Origin of the sequence: Limnobacter sp. MED105, assembly GCF_000170915.1 — a bacterium.
Classification (GTDB): Bacteria; Pseudomonadota; Gammaproteobacteria; order Burkholderiales; family Burkholderiaceae_B; genus Limnobacter.
Window position 1 is genome coordinate 1 of sequence record NZ_ABCT01000027.1, and the last position, 19,786, is coordinate 19,786.

The following is a 19,786-nucleotide window of genomic DNA, read 5'->3' on the forward strand; positions in this document are numbered from 1 at the left end:
GCCTGATTGAACTGGAATTTGAAATGAACAATAGAACTCAAAAGCCCGCGCAAGCTCTGAAAGCTGCGCCAACGTCCCGAACCACGGTGCGCCGCAGTTCAAGCAAAAGCAGTGCCGAAAAAAGCGGTGAGCATGTGTACGACACGCTGATTATTGGCGCCGGTTTTGCCGGGTTGGGCACTGCCATTAAATTGCGTGAAGCTGGTGTGCACAACGTGGCCATTCTTGAGCGTGCATCGGAAGTTGGCGGTACTTGGCGCGACAACCAATACCCCGGGGCCGCGTGTGACATTCCATCTAACCTGTACAGTTTTTCCTTTGCACCCAACCCCAACTGGTCTCGCAGTTATTCGGGCAGCAAGGAAATTCTGGGCTATGTGCACAGCCTGGTGAATGACTTCGGTTTGGAACAACTGATTCAGTACCAGCAAAATGTAACGCGCGTAGAGCTCGACGACGCCCAAGGCCTGTGGATGATTCACACGGACAGTGGGCGTGTGTGGAAAGGCAAAACCGTGATCATGGCCAGCGGTCCTTTGGCCAACGCCAGTTTCCCTAAAATTCGTGGCATCGAGAATTTCAAGGGCAAGAAAATTCACAGCGCGCAGTGGGACCATGAATACGACTTCACTGGCAAGCGGGTGGCTGTGATTGGCACGGGCGCCAGCGCCATTCAAATCATTCCCGAGCTGGTGAAAAAAGTGGACAAGCTCAAGGTGTTTCAGCGCACGCCAGCGTGGGTGATGCCCCGCCCGGATTTCTCAACTTCTGAGTTGAGCAAAAAGCTGTTCGCTAAATTGCCCTTCACACAGAAAGCCATTCGCGAAGCGCTGTACTGGACCCACGAGAGCATGGCTTTGGCTGTGATCTGGAGTTCACCGGTGACGCGACTTGGTGAGCGTTTGGGCCAGGCGTTTTTGAAATCGCAAGTACCTGACCCCTGGATGCGCAGGCAATTGAAACCCGATTACAAACTGGGTTGCAAGCGTATTCTGGTGAGCAACGATTACTACCCGGCCTTGCAAAAAGAAAACTGCGAACTGATCACTTGGCCAATCGCCAACATCGTAGAGCAGGGCATTCGCACCTCGGAAGGCATTGAGCATCGCGTAGACTGCATTGTGTTTGCCACCGGGTTTGATGTACCGAAAAGCGGTACACCGTACCCAGTATTGGGTGTGGGTGGGCGCGAATTGGCCAAGGAATGGCAGCGCGGCGCACAAGCCTACAAAAGCATCAATGTGAGCGGCTATCCCAACCTGTACATCATGTTTGGACCCAACAGCGGGCCCGGTCACAACTCGGCACTGGTGTACATGGAACAGCAAATCGCCTATGCGGTGAAAGGCATTCGAACCATTCTGGATTCGAATCTGAAAATGCTGGATGTGAAACCCGATGTGCAGGCCAAACACAATGCCAACATACAAAAGCGTTTGGCGAAAACCAACTGGAACTCAGGTTGCAAAAGCTGGTACCTGACTGAAGACGGTTTCAATGCCACCATGTTTCCCGGTTTTGCCACGCAGTATGCCGCGCAAATGGGCACATTTGATGTGAAGGCCTATCGCCAGGTGAAGGCAGACGTAGTGGCGTGAAGTTTGATTAAGGTAGTGGGAGTAGTACGGCCCCCGGTGACTCGTGACGGTCCTGGGGGCTTTTTTAATGTGGTGTAAACCAGGTCTCGTTGATCAAGCCGATGATCAGCGCCACAATCACAATGACATCAGCCTTGATGACCCGTGCAATCAATGGGTTGTAATCGCCCACTTGCCAGGCAATTGCAATGAAGCCAACGGTGCTTACCAGGCCGAAGCACATGGCCAGCAGGCGCAAATCTACCTTGAACATGGCCACCACGAACAACACACCCAGCAAACCGAACAACAAGGCGCGGTGTTGCATGGCGATCAATAAATTCGGGTCGTCAATTGCAACGCCATAAAGCCTTTCAAGCGTGGTTTTGCCCATGATTCCGCTGAGCGGTAAAAAATGGATGATGGCTGCGATGGCCAAAGCAATGTTGCTGATCCAGTTCATGGTGTTCCTCTTGTTGAGGTTCAAGTATGAGATAAGATTAGCGGTCGAATCAATGACCTCACAGATCAATGTCCACACCTGCTGCTGAAATGACCGCTCTTGATCAACCTCCCGCACCGGTCAGCCTGATGCAGGCCTTCTGGTTTTGGTTGAAGCTTGGTTTTATCAGCTTTGGCGGACCCGCCGGGCAAATTGCGATCATGCATGAGGAGCTGGTGGAGCGCCGCCGCTGGATTTCCGAGAAGCGTTTTCTACATGCCCTGAATTACTGCATGTTGTTGCCGGGCCCGGAGGCTCAACAGTTGGCCACTTACCTTGGGTGGTTAATGCACCGCACTTGGGGGGGAATAGTCGCAGGCGCCTTGTTTGTGCTCCCATCACTGTTTATTCTGATTGGGTTGTCGTGGATTTATATTGCTTATGGCGATGTGCCCGTTGTTGCTGGTATTTTCTATGGCATTAAGCCAGCGGTGACCGCGATCGTGTTGCATGCGGCACACCGCATTGGCTCTCGTGCCCTGAAAAACAACTGGATGTGGGCAATTGCGGCAGCGTCGTTTGTGGCGATTTTTGCCATGAATGTACCCTTTCCCATCATTGTGGCCACAGCGGCAATCATCGGCCTTGTGGGCGGAAAATTGTTCCCCGCCAAGTTCAACGGCAGCGCTGGGCATGCCGGTGCACAAAAATCGTATGGCGCTGCTTTAATTGACGACAACACCCCGACACCCGAGCATGCCCGTTTCAGCAAAGTTCATTTGGCCAAAGTGGTTGTGGCAGGTGCATTGCTTTGGCTGGTGCCCATGGGCTTGCTGACAGCAAGCCTGGGTTGGCAAAACACTTTCACGCAAATGGGCTGGTTTTTCACCAAGGCGGCCTTGCTCACCTTTGGTGGTGCGTACGCAGTATTGCCTTATGTGTACCAAGGCGCAGTGAGCCATTATGGCTGGCTGACACCCACTCAAATGATTGACGGTTTGGCTTTGGGCGAAACCACACCCGGGCCGCTGATTATGGTGGTTGCATTCGTGGGTTTTGTAGGTGCTTATGTGCAGGCTGCCTTCGGACCCGAGAACGCTTTTATTGCGGGTGCACTTGCTGCTGCCTTGGTCACATGGTTCACATTCCTTCCGTCTTTTCTGTTCATTCTGGCGGGTGGTCCTTTGGTTGAAAGCACCCACGACGACTTGAAATTCACTGCACCTTTGTTGGCCATTACCGCGGCCGTGGTGGGCGTGGTAGTGAACCTTGCCGTATTTTTTGCCTATCACGTGCTGTGGCCTGAGGGCTTGGAAGGTCATTTTGACTGGGCCGCCCTAGCGATTACCTTGGGTGCTGTCACTGCACTTTTTTACTTCAAGTGGTCGGTGATGCAGGTGCTGGGTACTTGCGCAGCGCTGGGTTTGGTGCTGAGTTTTGTTACAGCTTAAGTAGGAGAGGGTTTTGATCACCAAAGAAATGATGAATGAATTCATCAACACGCAATTTCCACAAAGCAAAATCACGGTTGAACATGTCGATGGCGACTCCGCTACCATTCGTCACAAAATTACGGTGGCTGAGTTGCGCCCCGGTGGCACCGTAGCTGGCCCCGTCATGTTTTTGGTGGCTGACTGCGCCTTGTATGTGGGCATACTGGGGCGAATTGGCATTGTGCCTTTGGCAGTGACCACCAATATGAACATCAATTTTTTGAGAAAACCCTCAGCGGACCGCGACATTATTGGTGTGTGCAAATTGATTAAAGTGGGAAAGACACTGGCCATTGGCGAGGTGAGTGTGTATTCCGAAGGTTTGCCCGATCCCGTGGCGCATGCCGTGGGCACCTACGCCATTCCACCCAAGAAAGACTGATTCGTTCAATTCAAAGGAGCACACCATGAGCAATACCATTCGCGTACTGGGTATTTCCGGCAGCCTTCGTGCGAAATCTTGCAACACGGGTTTATTGCGTGCGGCGGCAGGGCAGTTACCCGAGGGTATGGAAATGCACTTCGCCAATTTGATCGACTTGCCATTCTTCAATGCTGATCTCGCTGAACGGCCAGCGGCTGTGCAAGCCTTTTTTGAACAGTTACAACAAGCCGATGCTTTGTTGTTGGCTTGCCCTGAATACAACTACTCCATCGCACCCGCTTTGAAAAATGCGATCGACTGGGCATCACGTTACCCTGACAACGCTTTGCTGGCTGGTAAACCTGTGGCCATTTGTGGCGCAGGTGGCGGCATGGGTACGTCGCGCGCCCAATACCATTTGCGGCAGGTGTGTGTTTATCTTGATTTACATCCCTTGAATAAACCGGAAGTATTTGCCAATGCATTTGCGGGTGGTTTCGATTCGGATGGCAATGTCACTGACGACAAAATCAAGTCCAACCTGGCATCCCAGTTACAGGCCTTAAGGGCATGGAGCCTTCGCCTGAAAGGGTAGGGGTGAAATAAATTTCACATCAACCCTAAAGAATCATTTTTTCCAAGCGTTAATGAATCATGAGCAGCGCACGACAGTGCACGACACTGAAGGCGACTGACTCTTAACTCAATAAATTGCTTGGAGAATTATCATGCTAGGAATCAACACCAACGTAGCCTCACTGACCGCCCAGAAGAACCTTTCAGGCTCTGGCATGGGTTTGAACAACTCGATCGCTCGCCTGTCCTCCGGACTGCGTGTGAACAGCGCCAAAGACGACGCAGCAGGCCTGGCCATTGCCGAGCGCATGCAAGCGCAAATTCGCGGCTTTGATGTGGCTGGGCGCAACGCCAACGACGGTATCTCTTTGTTGCAAGTGGCCGACGGCGCCATGGGCAAGATCAGCGACAACCTGCAGCGTATGCGTGAGTTGGCTGTTCAAGCCAAAAACGGCACCTTGAACCCCACCGACCGTGTGAACCTGAACCGTGAGTACACGGAACTGGCCAACGAGGTGGACCGCATCGTGACTGGCAGCACATTCAACGGCAACAACCTGTTTGATGCCGCCAACCAAACACTGAGCTTCCAGGTGGGCACCGGCAACGCCGTCTCCGACACCCTGGAGCTGAACCTGACTGACGATGGCTTGAGCACGGGCAACGACCTGACCACCATCATGACCAACGGTGCGGCTGATATTCAGACCAACCTGGGCGCCATTACCGATGTGGCCAACGCCACCACGGCCATCGACACTCTGGATGCCTCGATTGACGCCATCACCGGTATTCGTGCCGTGGTGGGTGCGGGCCAAAGCCGACTGGAGCAAGTGGCAGCTTTTGCCGATGTATCGAGCACCAACTTGCAGGCCGCACGTGGACGAATCATGGACGCTGACTTTGCCAAGGAAACGGCCAACCTGACCCGCTCGCAGATCCTGCAGCAGGCCGGCACCGCCATGCTCGCCCAGGCCAACCAGTTGCCCAACAACGTACTGAGCCTATTGCAGTAAGCCTGAATTGACCAAGCACTGGCTGATCTGACTAGCATCGGATCAGCTGGTTTCGGCAGAGGGCATTCCCGGATTCGGACTATTCGTCCTCTGCCTTTTTTCTCCCCGCTGGTGTTACTACCAATGACATCACGCGCATTTTGGCATTACACTGCATTTATTCCGTAAAAAATGCATATAAATGCAAGATTTCTCCCAAGCCTTTGTTCAAGCCTTTACCCTGATCGGGCAAGCTGACCCCACTTTAATCGACATCATAGCCTTGTCGCTTCAGGTCACGTTCACGGCCGTTTCCATTGCCTGTCTGTTGGGTTTTCCTCTTGGTGCTGCTTTGGCCATTGGCCGTTTTCCCGGTCGAATGGCCTTTGTTGTGTTTCTGAACTCCCTCATGGGGTTACCACCGGTGGTGGTTGGCTTGGTGATCTACCTGTTCTTGTCTGCAGCGGGTCCTTTGGGCTTTCTTCAGTTGCTCTACACCCCAACTGCCATGGTGATTGCGCAGGTGGTGCTGGTTACCCCGATTGTGGCGGCGCTGGCCAGGCAAGTGATTGAAGACTTGTACAGCGAATACGATGAAATGCTGCGCGCCATGAATGCCAGTCGCATTCAAACCATTTGCACTTTGATTGTAGATGCCCGTTATTCGCTGCTGACCAGCGCATTGGCCGGGTTAGGTCGCGCCTTGGCGGAGGTGGGTGCAGTGATTATCGTGGGCGGCAACATTGCCAATGTAACCCGGGTCATGACCACGACTATTGCTCTGGAAACCTCGAAAGGTGAACTGGCGCTGGCACTGGGCTTGGGGATTATTCTGATCGTGCTGTCCATCCTGATTAACGCGGGCCTTTTCTTGCTGAAAAACAGCGCACAAAAGAGGGCTTATGCTTAAGATGAACAGCGACCTGGCCTTGCTTGCCCCTGCAAAACCGTTTTCAGAACACCTGCCAATTCAGTTTGACGGCGTTCATCTGTCATTCGGCAAGCATCACATATTCAGCAATTTGACTCTTGAAATTGGCGCGCAAGGCATTACCGCGATCATGGGGCCCAATGGCGCTGGCAAAAGTCTTATTTTGCGATTACTGGCGGGCTTGCTGATGCCTGAGCAGGGTTCTGTCCGTTTCAACACACTGAGTCGAGTTCCCCGCGATCAAATTGGTTTTGTATTCCAGCGCCCGGTATTGCTGCGCCGCAGTGTGCAAGACAACCTGTTGCATGCACTGGCCATCGCAGGCGTGGAGCGAGGCCAACGGCCTTTCCGCGCGGATGCCCTACTCGAGTTGGGTGGCATGCAGCACCTCGCAAAATCTCCGGCCAGAAAACTGTCAGGCGGGGAACAGCAACGCCTGACATTGCTGCGCGCTTTGGCGGCAAAACCTGGTTTGCTGATTCTGGATGAACCCAGTGCCAGCCTTGATCCCCAAGCCACAGCATTGATTGAAAACATTGTGCTGCGTGCCAGCCAGTGTGGCGTGAAAGTGATTGTGGTGACCCACGATCAAGGCCAGGCTGCACGGCTTTCCGATGAAGTGATGTTCGTTCACAAGGGCAGGGTTCACGCCATCCAAGCCACCCACGAGTTTTTGAAAACACCTGCCAGTCGTGAGGCGAAAGCCTACCTTGCGGGTGAGTTGTTGATTTAAACGAGGAAATACCATGACTAAAAAAATTCGATTGGTTACAGCATTGTTGGCCACTGGCCTGTTTGCACACGCACATGCTGCCGACAAATTCATTATTGTTCAATCCACCACATCCACCCAAAACTCCGGGCTGTTTGATCACCTGTTGCCCGCATTTAAAGCGGAAACGGGAATTGAAGTTCGCGTGGTGGCTGTGGGCACAGGGCAGGCTTTGAAGAATGCTCAAAATTGCGATGGCGATGTGGTGCTGGTACATGCCAAAGCCGCCGAAGAAAAATTTGTGGCAGACGGTTACGGCGTGAAGCGCATTGACGTGATGTACAACGACTTTGTGGTGGTGGGGCCTGGCAACGACCCAGCCGGTGTGGCGGGCAGCAAAGAGGTGGTGAAATCGTTCAAAGCCATTGCGGATAAAGAGGCTTTGTTTGCTTCACGCGGTGACGACAGTGGTACCCACAAAAAAGAACAGCAGTTGTGGAAGGCGGCCAATGTGGATGTCAAAGCCGCCAGCGGCAAGTGGTATCGGGAAACAGGCTCGGGCATGGGCGCTACCCTGAATACCGGTGTGGGCATGGGTGCGTATGTGTTGGCCGATCGCGCCAGCTGGATTGCCTTTGGCAACAAAGGCAATTTCAAGATTGCGGTGGAAGGTGACCCTACCTTGTTCAATCAGTACGGTGTGATTGCAGTGAACCCGGCCAAGTGCCCTAACGTGAAAACCGACCTGGGCAATACTTTCGTAAATTGGCTGGTGTCACCCAAAGGGCAAGCCACGATCGCGGCTTACAAGAAGAACGGAGATTCTCTGTTCTTCCCCAATGCACCTAAATGAGCACGCAAACAAGCCTTAAGAATTCCACACCACGGTGCCCAGTGCCGTGGTGTTGTAACCTTCAAACTGCTGCGCTTTTTTCTTGAATGTACTACTGCTGGTGAACTGAATCAGCTTTTGAAAGGGTGGTTCAAACCACGCTTTGCGGCACACCATCAAATCAAAATTTTCTTGTTGCGTGGGCACAAAGCCAAGGCCGAATTGCAAGGCCAAGGCTTGCAATCCCGGCGCTGCATCTGCTTTTCCGCTGGCCACCGCTGCAATGGTGTCATTCTCGGTTCGGCAGGTTTCAGAAACATTCAGCGCTGCCAAATCAAGGCCGTGAGTATGCAGCAGGTGTTCAAACAAAATCATGCCGCCTGCGCCAGCCTGGCGAGTGGCAATTTTTAACGCTGGCAAGTCAGCCACACTGTTTATTTGCTTGGGATTCCCGTGGGGCACAATCAAACCCTGTTGCCGCATGGCCCAATGCACCAACACCACATTGCTTGTTGCGAAACGGGTTTGCACCGCATGTGTATTCCAGGCGGTGGGGTTGGTGTTGACATTGAGCACGTGCAAGCCAGTGGCGACTGCACCATGGTTCTCAAACACATCAAGTCCGCTCAGGCTGCCATCAAATTGCATGGCCAACCCGCAACCCGATTCACGAATCGCCCATTCCAAAAGCGGATCATGGCTACCCGCCAGCACATTCAATCGTGCAGTGCTTTTGCTTTCGGATAAAAATTCACCGGTGCGTATCCAGTGCATCAGCTCGGCTTTTGGAAACAGCAGTTTGCCAGTGGCCTTCACGCAGGGAATTTCTTGCGCACTTACCAAGTCGTATAACTTGCGCTCTTTGATGCGCAACAGTTCAGCCACTTCTTTGGTGGTTAAAAATTCGGTGGTGTCCAAACCTGAATTCATGCGGTGCGGGTTTCTTCCAGTTTCGTCAAGTCAATTTCATGAGGCTCAAGCCCGGGGCTGGTACCCATTAAACGTCGAAGGTCATCGATCATCAGATACAGGCAAGGCACCAACAACAGTGTAATGGCTGTGGCAAACAAAATTCCGTACCCCAGTGAAATGGCCATCGGGATCATGAATTTTGCCTGGCGAGAGGTTTCGAAGATCATGGGGGCCAAGCCGCCGAATGTGGAAATGGTGGTCAACATGATCGGCCTGAAACGTCGCACGCCAGAGGTACAAATCGCCTCGTAAGGGCTCATGCCTTCGCGTACCTTTTCATTGGCGTGGTCCACCATCACCAGTGAGTCGTTCACCACCACACCCGCCAGGGCAAGAATACCCATCATGGACACAATACTAATGCTGTAGCCCATCATCAAGTGACCAACTATGGCCCCAAAAATACCAAATGGAATGGCCAGCATCACGATGAAGGGTTGCAGATAGCTTTTGAACGGAATCGCCAACAATACGTAGATCATGAGCAAGGCCACCATAAAACCCTTGCCCAGCCCTCCCAAAGCCTCAGAAAAGTCTTGCTGGCGACCCGCAAAGCTGTAGCTTAAACCGGGATAGTCGGCCATCAATTTTGGCATCAGGTCTTGCACTGTGGCATTTTGTACTTGTTGTGCCTGGTTGCGTGGGTTGACGTTGGCCGTCACTGAAATGGTTCGTCGGCCGTCCCTTCGTGTGATGTTGGCCACGGCGCGCGTGTCGTCGAAGTTCACCAGAGAGTGAAGGGGAACCAAGCTACCTTGCGGTGTACGAATCAGCAAGTCGCGCACATCGGTCTGCGCTGAACGTTCTGTTTCGGGGCGCATCACCAACACCTTCACCTCATTGCGGCCACGTTGCTGGCGCAAGGCTTCCGAACCAAAAAATGCAGCGCGCACTTGTCGACCAATTTCGTTGGAGCTTAGTCCCAGACGTCGCGCTTCCTCTTTCAAGGTAAAGCTGAATTGTTCCTTGCCGTTTTGAAAGCCATCGTCAATTTCAGACACCATGGGGTAGTTGGCCAGCTCTCGCGCCAGTGCCTCGCTGGCTTGGCGCAAGGTATCTACATTGCGGTGGCTCAGTTGCACAGTGAAGGCCGGGCCACTGCCAGGCCCACCCGAGTCGGCTGCAAAACGTATGGTTTCCACGCCTGGAATGTTGCCTACGTCCAGTCTCCATTGATCGGTAAATTCAGCAGTGGGCACAGGGCGTACACCCGGTGGGGTCAGGTAAGTGCGAACAGTAATGTTGTTCTCATTCACGCTGGCATAAATGCCGGTGCTTTGTTGCTCGCCACCCGTGGCCTCAACGGTTTTCAGGGCGCTGGCCACAATGCGGTCTCGCACTAGGTTGACTTGTTCATTGGTGCTGCCCAGCGGCAATTGCGCCCTCACCTCAGACTGATCTGCTTCCACTTGTGGAAACAGCTCGAAACCCATGCGACCACTGACCGGCCAACTGATCACCAGCACCATCAGGGCAATGCCAACACCCATGGACAAGTAACGGTATTCCACACACTTTTGAACAATCGGGGTGTAGCGGCGTTCAATAAACTGGCTGAATCCTTTCGAAAACCTTTGTTGCCAGTTGTGAAACTTTCCATGGCCTTCTTTGCTGTGTGCGAGGTGAGCAGGCAAAATGAAAATCGCTTCGATCAGGGACACCACAAACACCGTGCACACCACCAGCGGAATGACTCCCCATATTTTTCCCAGAAATCCGGGCACAAACAACAGCGGTGCAAAGGCTGCAATATTGGTCAGGATACTGAAGGTAACCGGCACCGCCACATCACGTGCACCCTGGATGGAAGCGTCCAGAAGGGTCATCCCTTGTTGCCGGTACTCATAAATATTTTCGCCTGCAACAATCGCATCGTCCACCACAATGCCCAAGGCAATGATGAAGGCGAACATGGAAATCATGTTGAAGGTGACCCCAAACAACGGCAGCAACAACATCGCTCCGAGAAACGAAATCGGAATGCCCATCGTCACCCAAAAGGCCAATTTCCAGTCCAGGAAAATGGTGAGCAATACCATGACAAGTATCAAACCCATCACTGCATTTTTGGCCAGCAGTTCCTGTCGTTGTTTGTAGGTGTCTGAGCGATCGCTGACCACGGAAATTTCAATACCCTCGGGCATTAAGGGGCGAATGCGTTCCAGCGCTTCCTGTGTGGCCTCAGATATTCCGATGGGAGTTTGTTCACCGATCCGTGACACTGAAATTTCAATGGATGGTTTGCCGTTGAAGGTGGCGTATTTGTCGATGTCCTGAAAGCCATCGCGCACCGTGGCAATGTCACCGAGCTTCAAGGGGGTGCCAGTAACAGGTGAAACAATCGGCAAGGCGGCAAACTCATTTGCGAAATCCCGTCGCTCGGAAACACGCAACAGTATTTCGCCGCTTTGGGTTGAAATACTGCCACCCGATACCTCAATCACGTTGGCGCGAATGTTGTCGGCAATGCCTTGTAGCGTCAAACCATAGGCATTTAGCGTGGCCTCGGGTACTTCAACATGAATTTCCTGTTCGCGAATTTCGGTAAGATCAACCTGAGTGATGCCCGGGTTTTGCAGCAAACCATCACGTACTTCTTCAGCCAAATTGCGCAGCGACAGTTCATCGGTGTCACCGTGTACTACCAAAGTGACCACGCCACGTTTGCGTGCTGTCAGCGAGACATTGGGCACTTCGGCATCACCAGGGAAGGTGGTGATTCGGTCAACCTCTTGTTTGATTCGGTCGTAAACAGCTTGAGCGTCTTCCGATTCGTCAATTTCAATTACCACACTGGCCGCGCCTTCGTTGGCGGTGGAGTTGACTTCAACAATCCCTTCAATGCTTGAAATGGCCTCTTCAACGGCCAGCACAATACCTTGCTCAACATCCTCTGGGCTTGCACCTGGGTAAGCAACAGACACGGTGACCAGGTCCAGTTCGAATTCGGGAAACACCTCCTTGGTCATGTTCATGAATCCGAACACGCCACCGATCAAGCACACCCACATTAGAATGTTGGCCGCCACAGTGTTTTTGGTCATCCAGGCCAATGGGCCTGAGCGGTCTACCCGGCGTCTGCTTGCAGCATTCATGGTTTGACCGCCGCTGGTGTGGGTGAGGGTGGGGTCGACTCATTTGTCCTGATGGCCATGCGGTTCACTGGCGAGCCAAGATTCGATGTAACTATGCTTTCGCCATCGTTCAAGCCGCGATCGATCAGCACATACTCGGCTGAGCGGAAGGCAATATTCACCGGGCGAATGTCGAGTTCACCCCCGTCATTCACCCACACTTTGTTGTCGTGCACCGAGGCCGGTGCCAGCTTGAAAACATTCTTCAGCTCGATGCCGTCAAAGCGCACCTTCACATATTGGGCCAGCAACAGTGGCTGCAGGTTTTTGTTGTTGCTCTTGTTTTGGCTGCGAGGCACTTCGACCAACACTTGGGCTTGCCGACCATTGTCTTGAACACTGGTTTGCAGGTTCAGCACTGTGCCTTTGTGGCAGCCCTGCTCACTACTGCTGGCATCGCTGACACACACCGTGGAGCCAGCCTGTTTCCCTTCGGGAAATTTGATCCATTTCAAATCAGCTTGCGGCACGGCCACGTTGATCCAGTAGGCTTCACTGCTGGCCAGTACGCCCAGAGCAGTGGTGGCACTGACTTGCGCGCCCACACTTGCTTCACGACTTACCACAACACCATCGAAGGGTGCCCGCAAAATGGTCCGTTCCAAATTCACTTTGGCGCGCTCAACACCCGCCTGGGCAGATTGAACCGTGGCTTTGGCTGCCTCGAGTTGTGGCTTTCGCAGAATGAGTGCACGTTCACGCTCATCCACATTCAAACCGAGCAATTCGAAATCGGATTGGGCCACCACCTGGTTACCCAATTCCGAGGTGAGCGTGGATTGTGCTTGCGCCAGTGCTGCTTGCGCAGTTTGCAATTCAATGCGGTAGTCGGTGTTGTCCAGTTGCACCAACACATCGCCTTTTTTAAACGATGCACCCGGTACAAATTTTGGACCAATGCTTTGCACAGTGCCGCTCACACGCGCTTGCAAAGTAATTTGTTGCTCGGGCTCAACCACGCCATAACCCAGCAAGCTGACGGTGTAGTCTCCGGCTTTGACGGGTTCAGCGGTCACCAGCCGCGCCGTTTTTTCCGGTGGTTTGCGGCTGGCTGTGGGGGCCGTTGCAACCAGCACTTCAGAGCCAATTACACCCAGGGCTACTACCCCAATGGCCAGGCCAATTTGTACCCATTTGCGTTTGAAAAAAGATTGATCGCTCATGACTGCTCTGCTGCTGTAGGTTGTGGAATGCTGCCGGACAGTGCCCTGTAAAGGGCAATCCGGAAGCCCACCAATTGTTGTTGTGCGTTCACCAGGTTGCGCCTTAACTGGCTGGTACTTTGTTGGGCATCCAAAATGGCGAGGTAGTCGACCGTGCCGTTGCGATAGCCCGCAAAAAGCCGCTTCAAACTCAGTTCTGCCAGTTCAAGCTGGCGCTGAAAACTTTCCACGGCCTCGCGTTGGCGGGTTTCCTGAATCAGTGCGTTGTCGACATCAGCCAGCGCGTTGATGGCGGCGTCCTGGTATTGCGCCACGGCTTGGTCTAGCAAAGCGCGCTGGCGTTCAACTTCCGCTGAGCGTGCGCCACCATCGAACAAGGGTGCAACCAAATTCACGCTCAGGTTGCGCACCCAGTTGTCGAACAGCAAATCGGAATCGCGGGTTTGATCGCTAAAGCTGGCCCGCAAACTGAGTTGCGGAAACCGGTTGGCAATTGCTGCGGCCACGCTGTGGTCGGTTGCCAGTACTTGAGCCCAAGCCTGTTGTACGTCGGGCCGACGATTCAAAAGTTCAGCGGGAAAGCCGGTTGCCGGCACAGGGGGCAGGGTAGGCAGGTTCTCGCGGTTCATGCTGATTGTATTCGGAGGCTGACCTACCAGCAGCGCGAGGCTGTTGAGCAGCACATCGCGATTGGCTTGGGCTTGCGCCAGGTTGCCCTGGGCCGACTCGACCAGTTGCCGTTGTTGCAACACATCAGACGCCACAGCACCGCCTTGGCGGAATCGCAATTCAACCAACTTCAGGTTGGTCTGGAAACTTTCCAGTTCCGTCTCGAACAGCCTTACGGTTTGGTCCGCCGCCACCCATTGCGCCCAAGTGGTGGCCAATTGACCGGCAATGCTGATTCGCGCCGCATCGAGTTCATAGCGTGTGGCTTGAAGCTGCAATTCAGAAGCCTTGGCCGTGTTGCGAACGCGCGACCACAAATCAATCTCATAACTGGCCACGAACGAAGCCGAGGTAAACAGCCCGCGATTGTTGGTGGCCTGCCCTTGAATACTGGTGCCCTTTACGGTGTTTTCCTGTCGGCCAGCGTTCAGGGTAAGTGATGGAAAGAAGCTGGCTTGCGCAGCATCCAGGCTGGCTTGCGCAGCACGCAACCTGGCCTCTGTGGCCTCAAGACTCAGGTTGTCAGCCTGTGCCTTTTGCATCAGTGTGTTCAGTTGTTCGCTGGAAAAACCGGTCCACCAGTCCGCAGGGGCTTGTACCGCATTCGGGCTGACCAAGGGTTTAAAAGTCGCATTTTCAAACCGGCTGTCGATTTCTGGTTTTCTGGACTCAACAGTGGTGCAAGCCCCCAGCGATAGAGCCAAGACGAGGGGCAGCAGGGGTTTGAGGTGGTGCTTCATGGTGTCGTTTTTCTTGTTGAGTGCCCATCAGACCACAGTCCAGGGCAGTTTGTTCAGCTGTTAACTGATCTTTACAAAATTGAACTGAAAATCACCATACCCCTGTTTTATTTACTTGGAGGCGAGTTGCCGCAAAGCGTAAACATACCCTTGCCAGCCCAACCCACAAATCACGCCCTCAGCCAGGTCTGAAAAATAGCTGTTGTGGCGAAAGCTCTCGCGTTTGTAAATATTGGACAGGTGTACTTCAATGAACGGGATGGCCACTCCTGCTAGTGCATCGCGCAGCGCCACGCTGGTGTGGGTGTAACCGGCCGGGTTGATCACAATGCCTGCGATGTCTTCTGTTTTTGCTTTGTGCACACGATCGATCAATGCGCCCTCGTGGTTGCTTTGAAAGGTCATCAATTCGAAACCGTCGGTGAAAGCAATATTCTTCAAGGCTTTTTCAATGTCAGCCAGGGTCATGTGTCCGTAAATACCGGGCTCGCGCGTGCCCAACAGGTTCAGGTTGGGACCGTTGATCAGCAGCAGTTTTTTCAAGTTTCTTCTCCGGTGCAGGTGTGTTTGAAAAAATAGTAACAAGCAATGCGGTGGGCTAGGGGGTTTCGTCTACACTGCGGACACGTTCGCGCACAAAATAACGACAATTTCGAATAAATCCAAGACAGAGGCAGCTTATGAACACGAACATCGAGGCAATTTTCAATTTGCTGGCAGGTACGGCACGCGGATGGCGTGGCACAGGCATAACCGCCCGCGCCCGTAAAACTCCTGAGAAAGTTTTGAAGCTTTACGACATTGAAATCAGCCCGTTTTGTAGATTGGTACGGGAAGCCCTGAGTGAAATGGACCTGGATGCGATGATTTTGCCTTGCCCGGCAGGTGGAAAGCGTTTTCGTGACGAAGCGCGTGCATTGCTGCCTGGAACCAAGTTTCCAATGCTGGTGGATGAAAATACCGGTGTCGTGATGAATGAATCGGCCGATATCATTGATTACCTGGCCAAAACTTACGACAGCAAACTTAAAAGCCAGAAAGGATTCGGGCGCAAAGTGGCGGTGGGTACCTCGGCGTTGGCCAGCACATTCCAGTATCGAATCGGTGGTTTTCAGGGCATGAAGGCCCGTGCTTCCAAAGCGCCTGTTGAGCCTTTGGTGCTGTACAGTTTTGAAAGCAGCCCTTACTCCAAGCCGGTGCGTGCCCGTTTGTGCGAACTCGAAATTCCGTATCTGTTAAAAAGCACGCCCAAGGGTGCAATGACCGACATGGGCCCACCCATGTTCCGCGACAAGCTGTTTAAAGCACCCCAAGGCACTACGCGCAACCGGGCTTGGCTGGCTGAAAACACCGGCAAAGTGCAGGTGCCTTATTTGATCGATCCGAACACGGGTGTGGCGATGTATGAGTCGAACGATATTCTGCGGTATCTGGACAAGACTTATGGTGCGTAATTCAGGCGTTTTGCGAGGCTTGGGTGCCACACCAACTGGCCTCAGCAAGACTTCTGATCCGGCTTGATGCTTCTGGCTTGGGGCATGCGAATCGCTTAAGCGACTTCGCATCGGTTCCTGGCGGAATCGCCCCGCGCTGCGAAGCCGCCGGGAAGCCTTGCAAAGCCGGCCAGTCAGTGCAGCACCCAAGCCTCGCATGGAGCCAGATTCTCTCCATGGGCGACGGCATGTGCCGTAGGTCACCGACTCAAGTTTCCGCGCGCTCAGGTTGCGATGCCCTGGCAGCGCCGATCAAGAAAACCTGCCCGTTTGAATTCACCCGCCACGGTCGGCCAAAGGCCGACACTGAGACTCGGCCCGCCCTTTTGCCGAGCGAGGTGAGTCAGGGTGAATTTCAAAAAGGGAGAATCAGGTTTTCTGGCGCTAGAGGGGATGCACCTGAGCAAGCCGGCACACAGCCCAACGACGCAGGGCGCGTAATGGCTTAGGTCTTCCGAACCACCACGCTGCCAATTGAATAACCAGCGCCGAACGAGCAGATCACGCCCACATCACCTCTGCCCAAATCATCTTTGTGGCGGTGAAATGCAATCACCGAACCCGCAGACGCGGTGTTGGCGAACTCATCAAGAATGACCGGTGCTTTGTCGGCCGTGAATTCGCTGCTGCCCAGCAATTTTTTGGCAATCAACTGGTTCATGGCCAGGTTGGCCTGGTGCAGCCAATAGCGTCGCACGTCGGTGGATGAACTCAAGCCCAGGCTTTGCAAGTGGGTGCTCATGTGCTCGGCAGCCATGGGGCACACTTCCTTGAACACTTTGCGGCCTTCCTGCATGAACAGTTTGTCGCGGCCATCGCTGTCTGCGCTCTCGGAGCGGTTCAGAAAACCAAAATTGTTGCGAATGTTGTTCGAGAATTTGGTGGCCAGCTTGGTGCCCAACACCTCCCAGCTACCCGGCTTGGCGTCTTCAAGACGCTGCACAATCACGGCGGTACACACATCACCAAAAATGAAGTGGCAATCGCGATCCAGCCACGCCTGGTGGCCTGACGTAATTTCCGGGTTCACCATCAACACAGCACGGGCAGTGCCGCTGCGCACTGCGTTTACCGCTTGTTCAATACCGAAGGTGGCTGAGGAACATGCCACGTTCATGTCGTAGCCAAAACCTTCAATGCCCAAAGCTTCCTGAATTTCAATGGCCATGGCCGGGTAGGCGCGCTGCATATTCGAGGCTGAACAAATGACTGCATCAATGTCGGCAGCGGTCAGCCCCGCGTCTTCCATGGCTTTGCGACCAGCGTCCACGGCGATTTCAGCCATCATCGACAGTTCGGAATTCGGACGTTCCTTGAAATAGGGGTGTAGGCGATCCGGGTTCAGAATGCCTTCTTTTTCCATCACATAGCGCTGCTTGATGCCCGATGCGCTTTCGATGAATGCCGAGTTGGAAGGCTGCAGTGACTGTAGTTCTCCGCTGGCAATTTCAGCAGCATGCTCGGTGTTGAACTTTGCCACATAGGCATTGAACGACTCCACCAATTCGTCGTTGGTGATGGTTTGGCTGGGTACGAAAAGCCCCGTACCGCTGATGGCTACCTTGATCATTGCGCTCGTCCTGGGTGGATGATTGGTTTTGTTGTCTCTTGCGCAATGATAAAGGCAATGGCCTTAAATTTTAAGACGCCAGGCGCATTTGTTCCACGGACATACCCTGATCCGCTGGTTCGGCCCTGCGACCAATGCCCTCGTAAATCAAGCCATAATCCGCCAGCAGTGCGGGGTCGTACAGGTTTCGGCCGTCGAACACCGCCTTTTGGCGAAGCGTGCGGCTCAGCATCAAGAAGTCGGGGCTTTTGAACATGCGCCATTCGGTACACACAATCAGGGCGTCGGCATTGAACAGGGTTTCTTCCTGGGTTTTTGCAATTTCGAATTCGCCCAGCAAAGGTCCGTCTTGCCTGAATGTAGCAAGGTCTTCTTCCATGGCGCGGCGGGCTGTTTCGTTGGCCACCGGGTCGAAGGCCTGAACTTTGGCGCCACGCAGCACCAGTTCGGCTGCGATGGTGCGGCTGCTGGCCTCGCGCATGTCATCGGTTTCCGGCTTGAAGGCCAGGCCCCACATGGCAAAGGTCATGTTGCTGAGGTCTTCACCAAAGCGGGCAATAATCTTTTCAACCAGTACGCGTTTTTGGCGCTGGTTGCTGTGGTTTACCGCCCGCAAAATGGACAGGTTCTCGCCAGCCTCTTCACCGGTCTGAATTAAGGCACGCACGTCTTTGGGAAAGCACGAGCCGCCGTAACCGCAGCCTGCATACAAAAAGGAGAAGCCAATGCGGGGGTCGGAGCCTATGCCTGCGCGCACCTGTTCAATGTCGGCGCCAATTTTTTCAGCCAGATTGGCCAATTCATTCATGAAACTGATGCGTGTGGCCAGCATGGCATTGGCGGCGTACTTGGTCAGCTCGGCAGAACGAACGTCCATGCACATCAGGCGCTCGTGGTGGCGCTGGAAGGGGGCATACAGCGACTTCATCATGCGCAGGGCGCGTTGGCCAGCAGGCGTGTTGTCGGTACCCAGCACGATGCGGTCCGGACGCAGAAAGTCGTCGATTGCCGCACCTTCCTTCAAAAATTCCGGATTCGATACCACGGTGAAGGCGTGTAAGGCATTGCGCTGCACCAGCACGCGGCGCACCTCATCAGCCACGCGCTCGCCAGTGCCCACAGGCACGGTCGACTTGTTGATCACCACTTTAAAGCCATTCATGTGCGTGGCAATTTGCTGGGCCACTTTGAGCACATGGCGCAGATCGGCACTGCCGTCCTCTCGGGGTGGGGTGCCCACGCAAATAAAAATCAGCTCAGCATGGTTAACCGCATCTTCAATTCGTGTGGTGAAATCCAAGCGCTGTTCCCGAATATTACGCTCCAGCAGCTCATCCAGGCCGGGCTCGTAAATCGGGCTTTGACCATTTTTGAGTTGGGCGATCTTGGCGGAATCAATGTCGCAACACAGAATTTTGTTGCCCACTTCGGCCAAACAGGCGGCTGTAACCAAGCCTACATATCCACTACCAATGATAGAAACGCGCATGTGCTTTGCTTTGATGAGTGATCAATGCGAGCAGTGTGTTGCGGCAGTGTTGCCTGCGTTTGACAGATTTAAGACTGGATTGTGACAGCGGAGGAGGGAAGCAGGGGGAGAGGCGATGTTGTGGCGAAGGCGGTAGGGTTACCGCCTTTTCACCACCCGCATTATTGCAAAGTCAGTTTGTTGTCTTGACCGAAGCGGCGCATTTGATGAACCACTGCCAAGGCAACCTGACCAACAACCAAACAACCTGCAGCCAACAAATTAGGACCTTCGAAACCAGTGGCGTTGATGTATTGAACACCTGCGTTGATGGTGAAGCCGGTGGTCAACATGGCCATGAACAAGATGCCAGGGGTGCGAACTACTGAGTCGATAAAGTTTTTCATTTTGGTATCCCTTTTACATTGGATGCGAAATCGGGGCTTTCGCTTTAACCCAGCAAACTTTGTTGTGTTTGCATGAGTTGTATTGTGTACAGTTGTGCACTCAATGTCAATTGACAAAGTGTCAAAATACTCGAATATTTATTCTAAGAATCACAAGTAATTGTTTTATATGATATTTATATGGGTAAATGTTTGTGAACAATTGATTTTTAAAGGTCTGTTCATCGCGTCTTTGCCGCCCACTCAGC

The 19,786-nt window shown here is 53.4% G+C and carries 19 protein-coding genes; 10 read left to right on the forward strand and 9 right to left on the reverse strand.

Annotated features, from left to right (window positions below; translation table 11 throughout):
* Positions 1–1,598, forward strand: a 1,598-nt coding sequence (locus LMED105_RS15175; protein ID WP_232222768.1) for an NAD(P)/FAD-dependent oxidoreductase, incomplete at its 5' end; no start/stop codon positions are given.
* A 64-nt stretch (positions 1,599–1,662) separates the two neighbouring features.
* On the opposite strand, the gene LMED105_RS15180 is transcribed toward LMED105_RS15175, so the two are convergent.
* Complete coding sequence (locus tag LMED105_RS15180) at positions 1,663–2,040, reverse strand: hypothetical protein (protein WP_008253004.1); 378 nt, start codon at positions 2,038–2,040, stop codon at positions 1,663–1,665.
* A 68-nt stretch (positions 2,041–2,108) separates the two neighbouring features.
* On the opposite strand from LMED105_RS15180, the gene chrA reads away from it, so the two are divergent.
* The 7 genes from chrA (at position 2,109) to LMED105_RS15215 (ending at position 7,943) form a co-directional block, all read left to right on the forward strand.
* A complete protein-coding gene (chrA, locus tag LMED105_RS15185; RefSeq protein WP_008253006.1) occupies positions 2,109–3,470 on the forward strand; it encodes a chromate efflux transporter in 1,362 nt (453 codons plus the stop codon).
* Positions 3,471–3,483: 13 nt separating this feature from the next.
* Positions 3,484–3,894, forward strand: coding sequence for a PaaI family thioesterase (locus LMED105_RS15190; RefSeq protein ID WP_008253008.1), 411 nt, complete (start codon positions 3,484–3,486; stop codon positions 3,892–3,894).
* 25 nt (positions 3,895–3,919) lie between these two features.
* Positions 3,920–4,471: an NADPH-dependent FMN reductase gene (locus LMED105_RS15195; RefSeq protein WP_008253009.1), complete on the forward strand. Its 552-nt coding sequence runs from the start codon at positions 3,920–3,922 to the stop codon at positions 4,469–4,471.
* A gap of 133 nt (positions 4,472–4,604) precedes the next feature.
* A complete protein-coding gene (locus LMED105_RS15200; protein ID WP_008253010.1) occupies positions 4,605–5,468 on the forward strand; it encodes a flagellin in 864 nt (287 codons plus the stop codon).
* Positions 5,469–5,649: 181 nt separating this feature from the next.
* Positions 5,650–6,357, forward strand: a complete 708-nt coding sequence (locus LMED105_RS15205) for an ABC transporter permease (RefSeq protein WP_008253011.1) — start codon at positions 5,650–5,652, stop codon at positions 6,355–6,357.
* On the forward strand, positions 6,350–7,111 hold the full coding sequence (locus LMED105_RS15210) for an ATP-binding cassette domain-containing protein (protein WP_050771265.1): 762 nt from the start codon (positions 6,350–6,352) through the stop codon (positions 7,109–7,111). The genes LMED105_RS15205 and LMED105_RS15210 overlap by 8 nt, the downstream gene beginning before the upstream one ends.
* 13 nt (positions 7,112–7,124) lie before the next feature.
* Complete coding sequence (locus LMED105_RS15215) at positions 7,125–7,943, forward strand: substrate-binding domain-containing protein (RefSeq protein ID WP_008253027.1); 819 nt, start codon at positions 7,125–7,127, stop codon at positions 7,941–7,943.
* 15 nt (positions 7,944–7,958) lie between these two features.
* On the opposite strand, the gene LMED105_RS15220 is transcribed toward LMED105_RS15215, so the two are convergent.
* The 5 genes from LMED105_RS15220 to aroQ all read right to left on the reverse strand — a co-directional run bounded on the left by LMED105_RS15220 (position 7,959) and on the right by aroQ (position 15,143).
* Positions 7,959–8,852, reverse strand: a complete 894-nt coding sequence (locus LMED105_RS15220; RefSeq protein ID WP_008253029.1) for a helix-turn-helix transcriptional regulator — start codon at positions 8,850–8,852, stop codon at positions 7,959–7,961.
* Complete coding sequence (locus LMED105_RS15225) at positions 8,849–11,989, reverse strand: efflux RND transporter permease subunit (RefSeq protein WP_008253031.1); 3,141 nt, start codon at positions 11,987–11,989, stop codon at positions 8,849–8,851. Before LMED105_RS15225 ends, LMED105_RS15220 begins: the two co-directional genes overlap by 4 nt.
* A complete protein-coding gene (locus tag LMED105_RS15230) occupies positions 11,986–13,191 on the reverse strand; it encodes an efflux RND transporter periplasmic adaptor subunit (RefSeq protein WP_008253032.1) in 1,206 nt (401 codons plus the stop codon). The genes LMED105_RS15225 and LMED105_RS15230 overlap by 4 nt, the downstream gene beginning before the upstream one ends.
* The gene (locus LMED105_RS15235; RefSeq protein ID WP_008253034.1) at positions 13,188–14,600 is read right to left on the reverse strand and encodes an efflux transporter outer membrane subunit; all 1,413 of its coding nucleotides are present in this window, start codon (positions 14,598–14,600) and stop codon (positions 13,188–13,190) included. Before LMED105_RS15235 ends, LMED105_RS15230 begins: the two co-directional genes overlap by 4 nt.
* A gap of 111 nt (positions 14,601–14,711) precedes the next feature.
* The gene (aroQ, locus tag LMED105_RS15240; RefSeq protein ID WP_008253035.1) at positions 14,712–15,143 is read right to left on the reverse strand and encodes a type II 3-dehydroquinate dehydratase; all 432 of its coding nucleotides are present in this window, start codon (positions 15,141–15,143) and stop codon (positions 14,712–14,714) included.
* A gap of 137 nt (positions 15,144–15,280) precedes the next feature.
* Here aroQ and LMED105_RS15245 point away from each other — a divergent pair, with 137 nt between their 5' ends.
* Together LMED105_RS15245 and LMED105_RS15250 are read left to right on the forward strand one after the other, a co-directional pair.
* The gene (locus tag LMED105_RS15245) at positions 15,281–16,054 is read left to right on the forward strand and encodes a glutathione S-transferase N-terminal domain-containing protein (protein WP_008253037.1); all 774 of its coding nucleotides are present in this window, start codon (positions 15,281–15,283) and stop codon (positions 16,052–16,054) included.
* 23 nt (positions 16,055–16,077) lie between these two features.
* Entirely contained in the window at positions 16,078–16,542 is a 465-nt protein-coding gene (locus LMED105_RS15250; protein ID WP_008253038.1) for a hypothetical protein, read from the forward strand.
* On the opposite strand, the gene LMED105_RS15255 is transcribed toward LMED105_RS15250, so the two are convergent.
* The 3 genes from LMED105_RS15255 to LMED105_RS15265 form a co-directional block, all read right to left on the reverse strand.
* Positions 16,539–17,663, reverse strand: a complete 1,125-nt coding sequence (locus LMED105_RS15255; RefSeq protein ID WP_008253040.1) for a beta-ketoacyl-ACP synthase III — start codon at positions 17,661–17,663, stop codon at positions 16,539–16,541. The two genes, LMED105_RS15250 and LMED105_RS15255, sit on opposite strands and share 4 nt — an antisense overlap.
* A gap of 70 nt (positions 17,664–17,733) precedes the next feature.
* Complete coding sequence (locus LMED105_RS15260) at positions 17,734–19,152, reverse strand: UDP-glucose/GDP-mannose dehydrogenase family protein (RefSeq protein WP_008253043.1); 1,419 nt, start codon at positions 19,150–19,152, stop codon at positions 17,734–17,736.
* A 161-nt stretch (positions 19,153–19,313) separates the two neighbouring features.
* Positions 19,314–19,538 carry a hypothetical protein gene (locus tag LMED105_RS15265; RefSeq protein WP_008253044.1) on the reverse strand — a complete coding sequence of 75 codons (225 nt, stop codon included), beginning with the start codon at positions 19,536–19,538 and terminating at the stop codon, positions 19,314–19,316.
* Positions 19,539–19,786 lie beyond the last annotated feature (248 nt).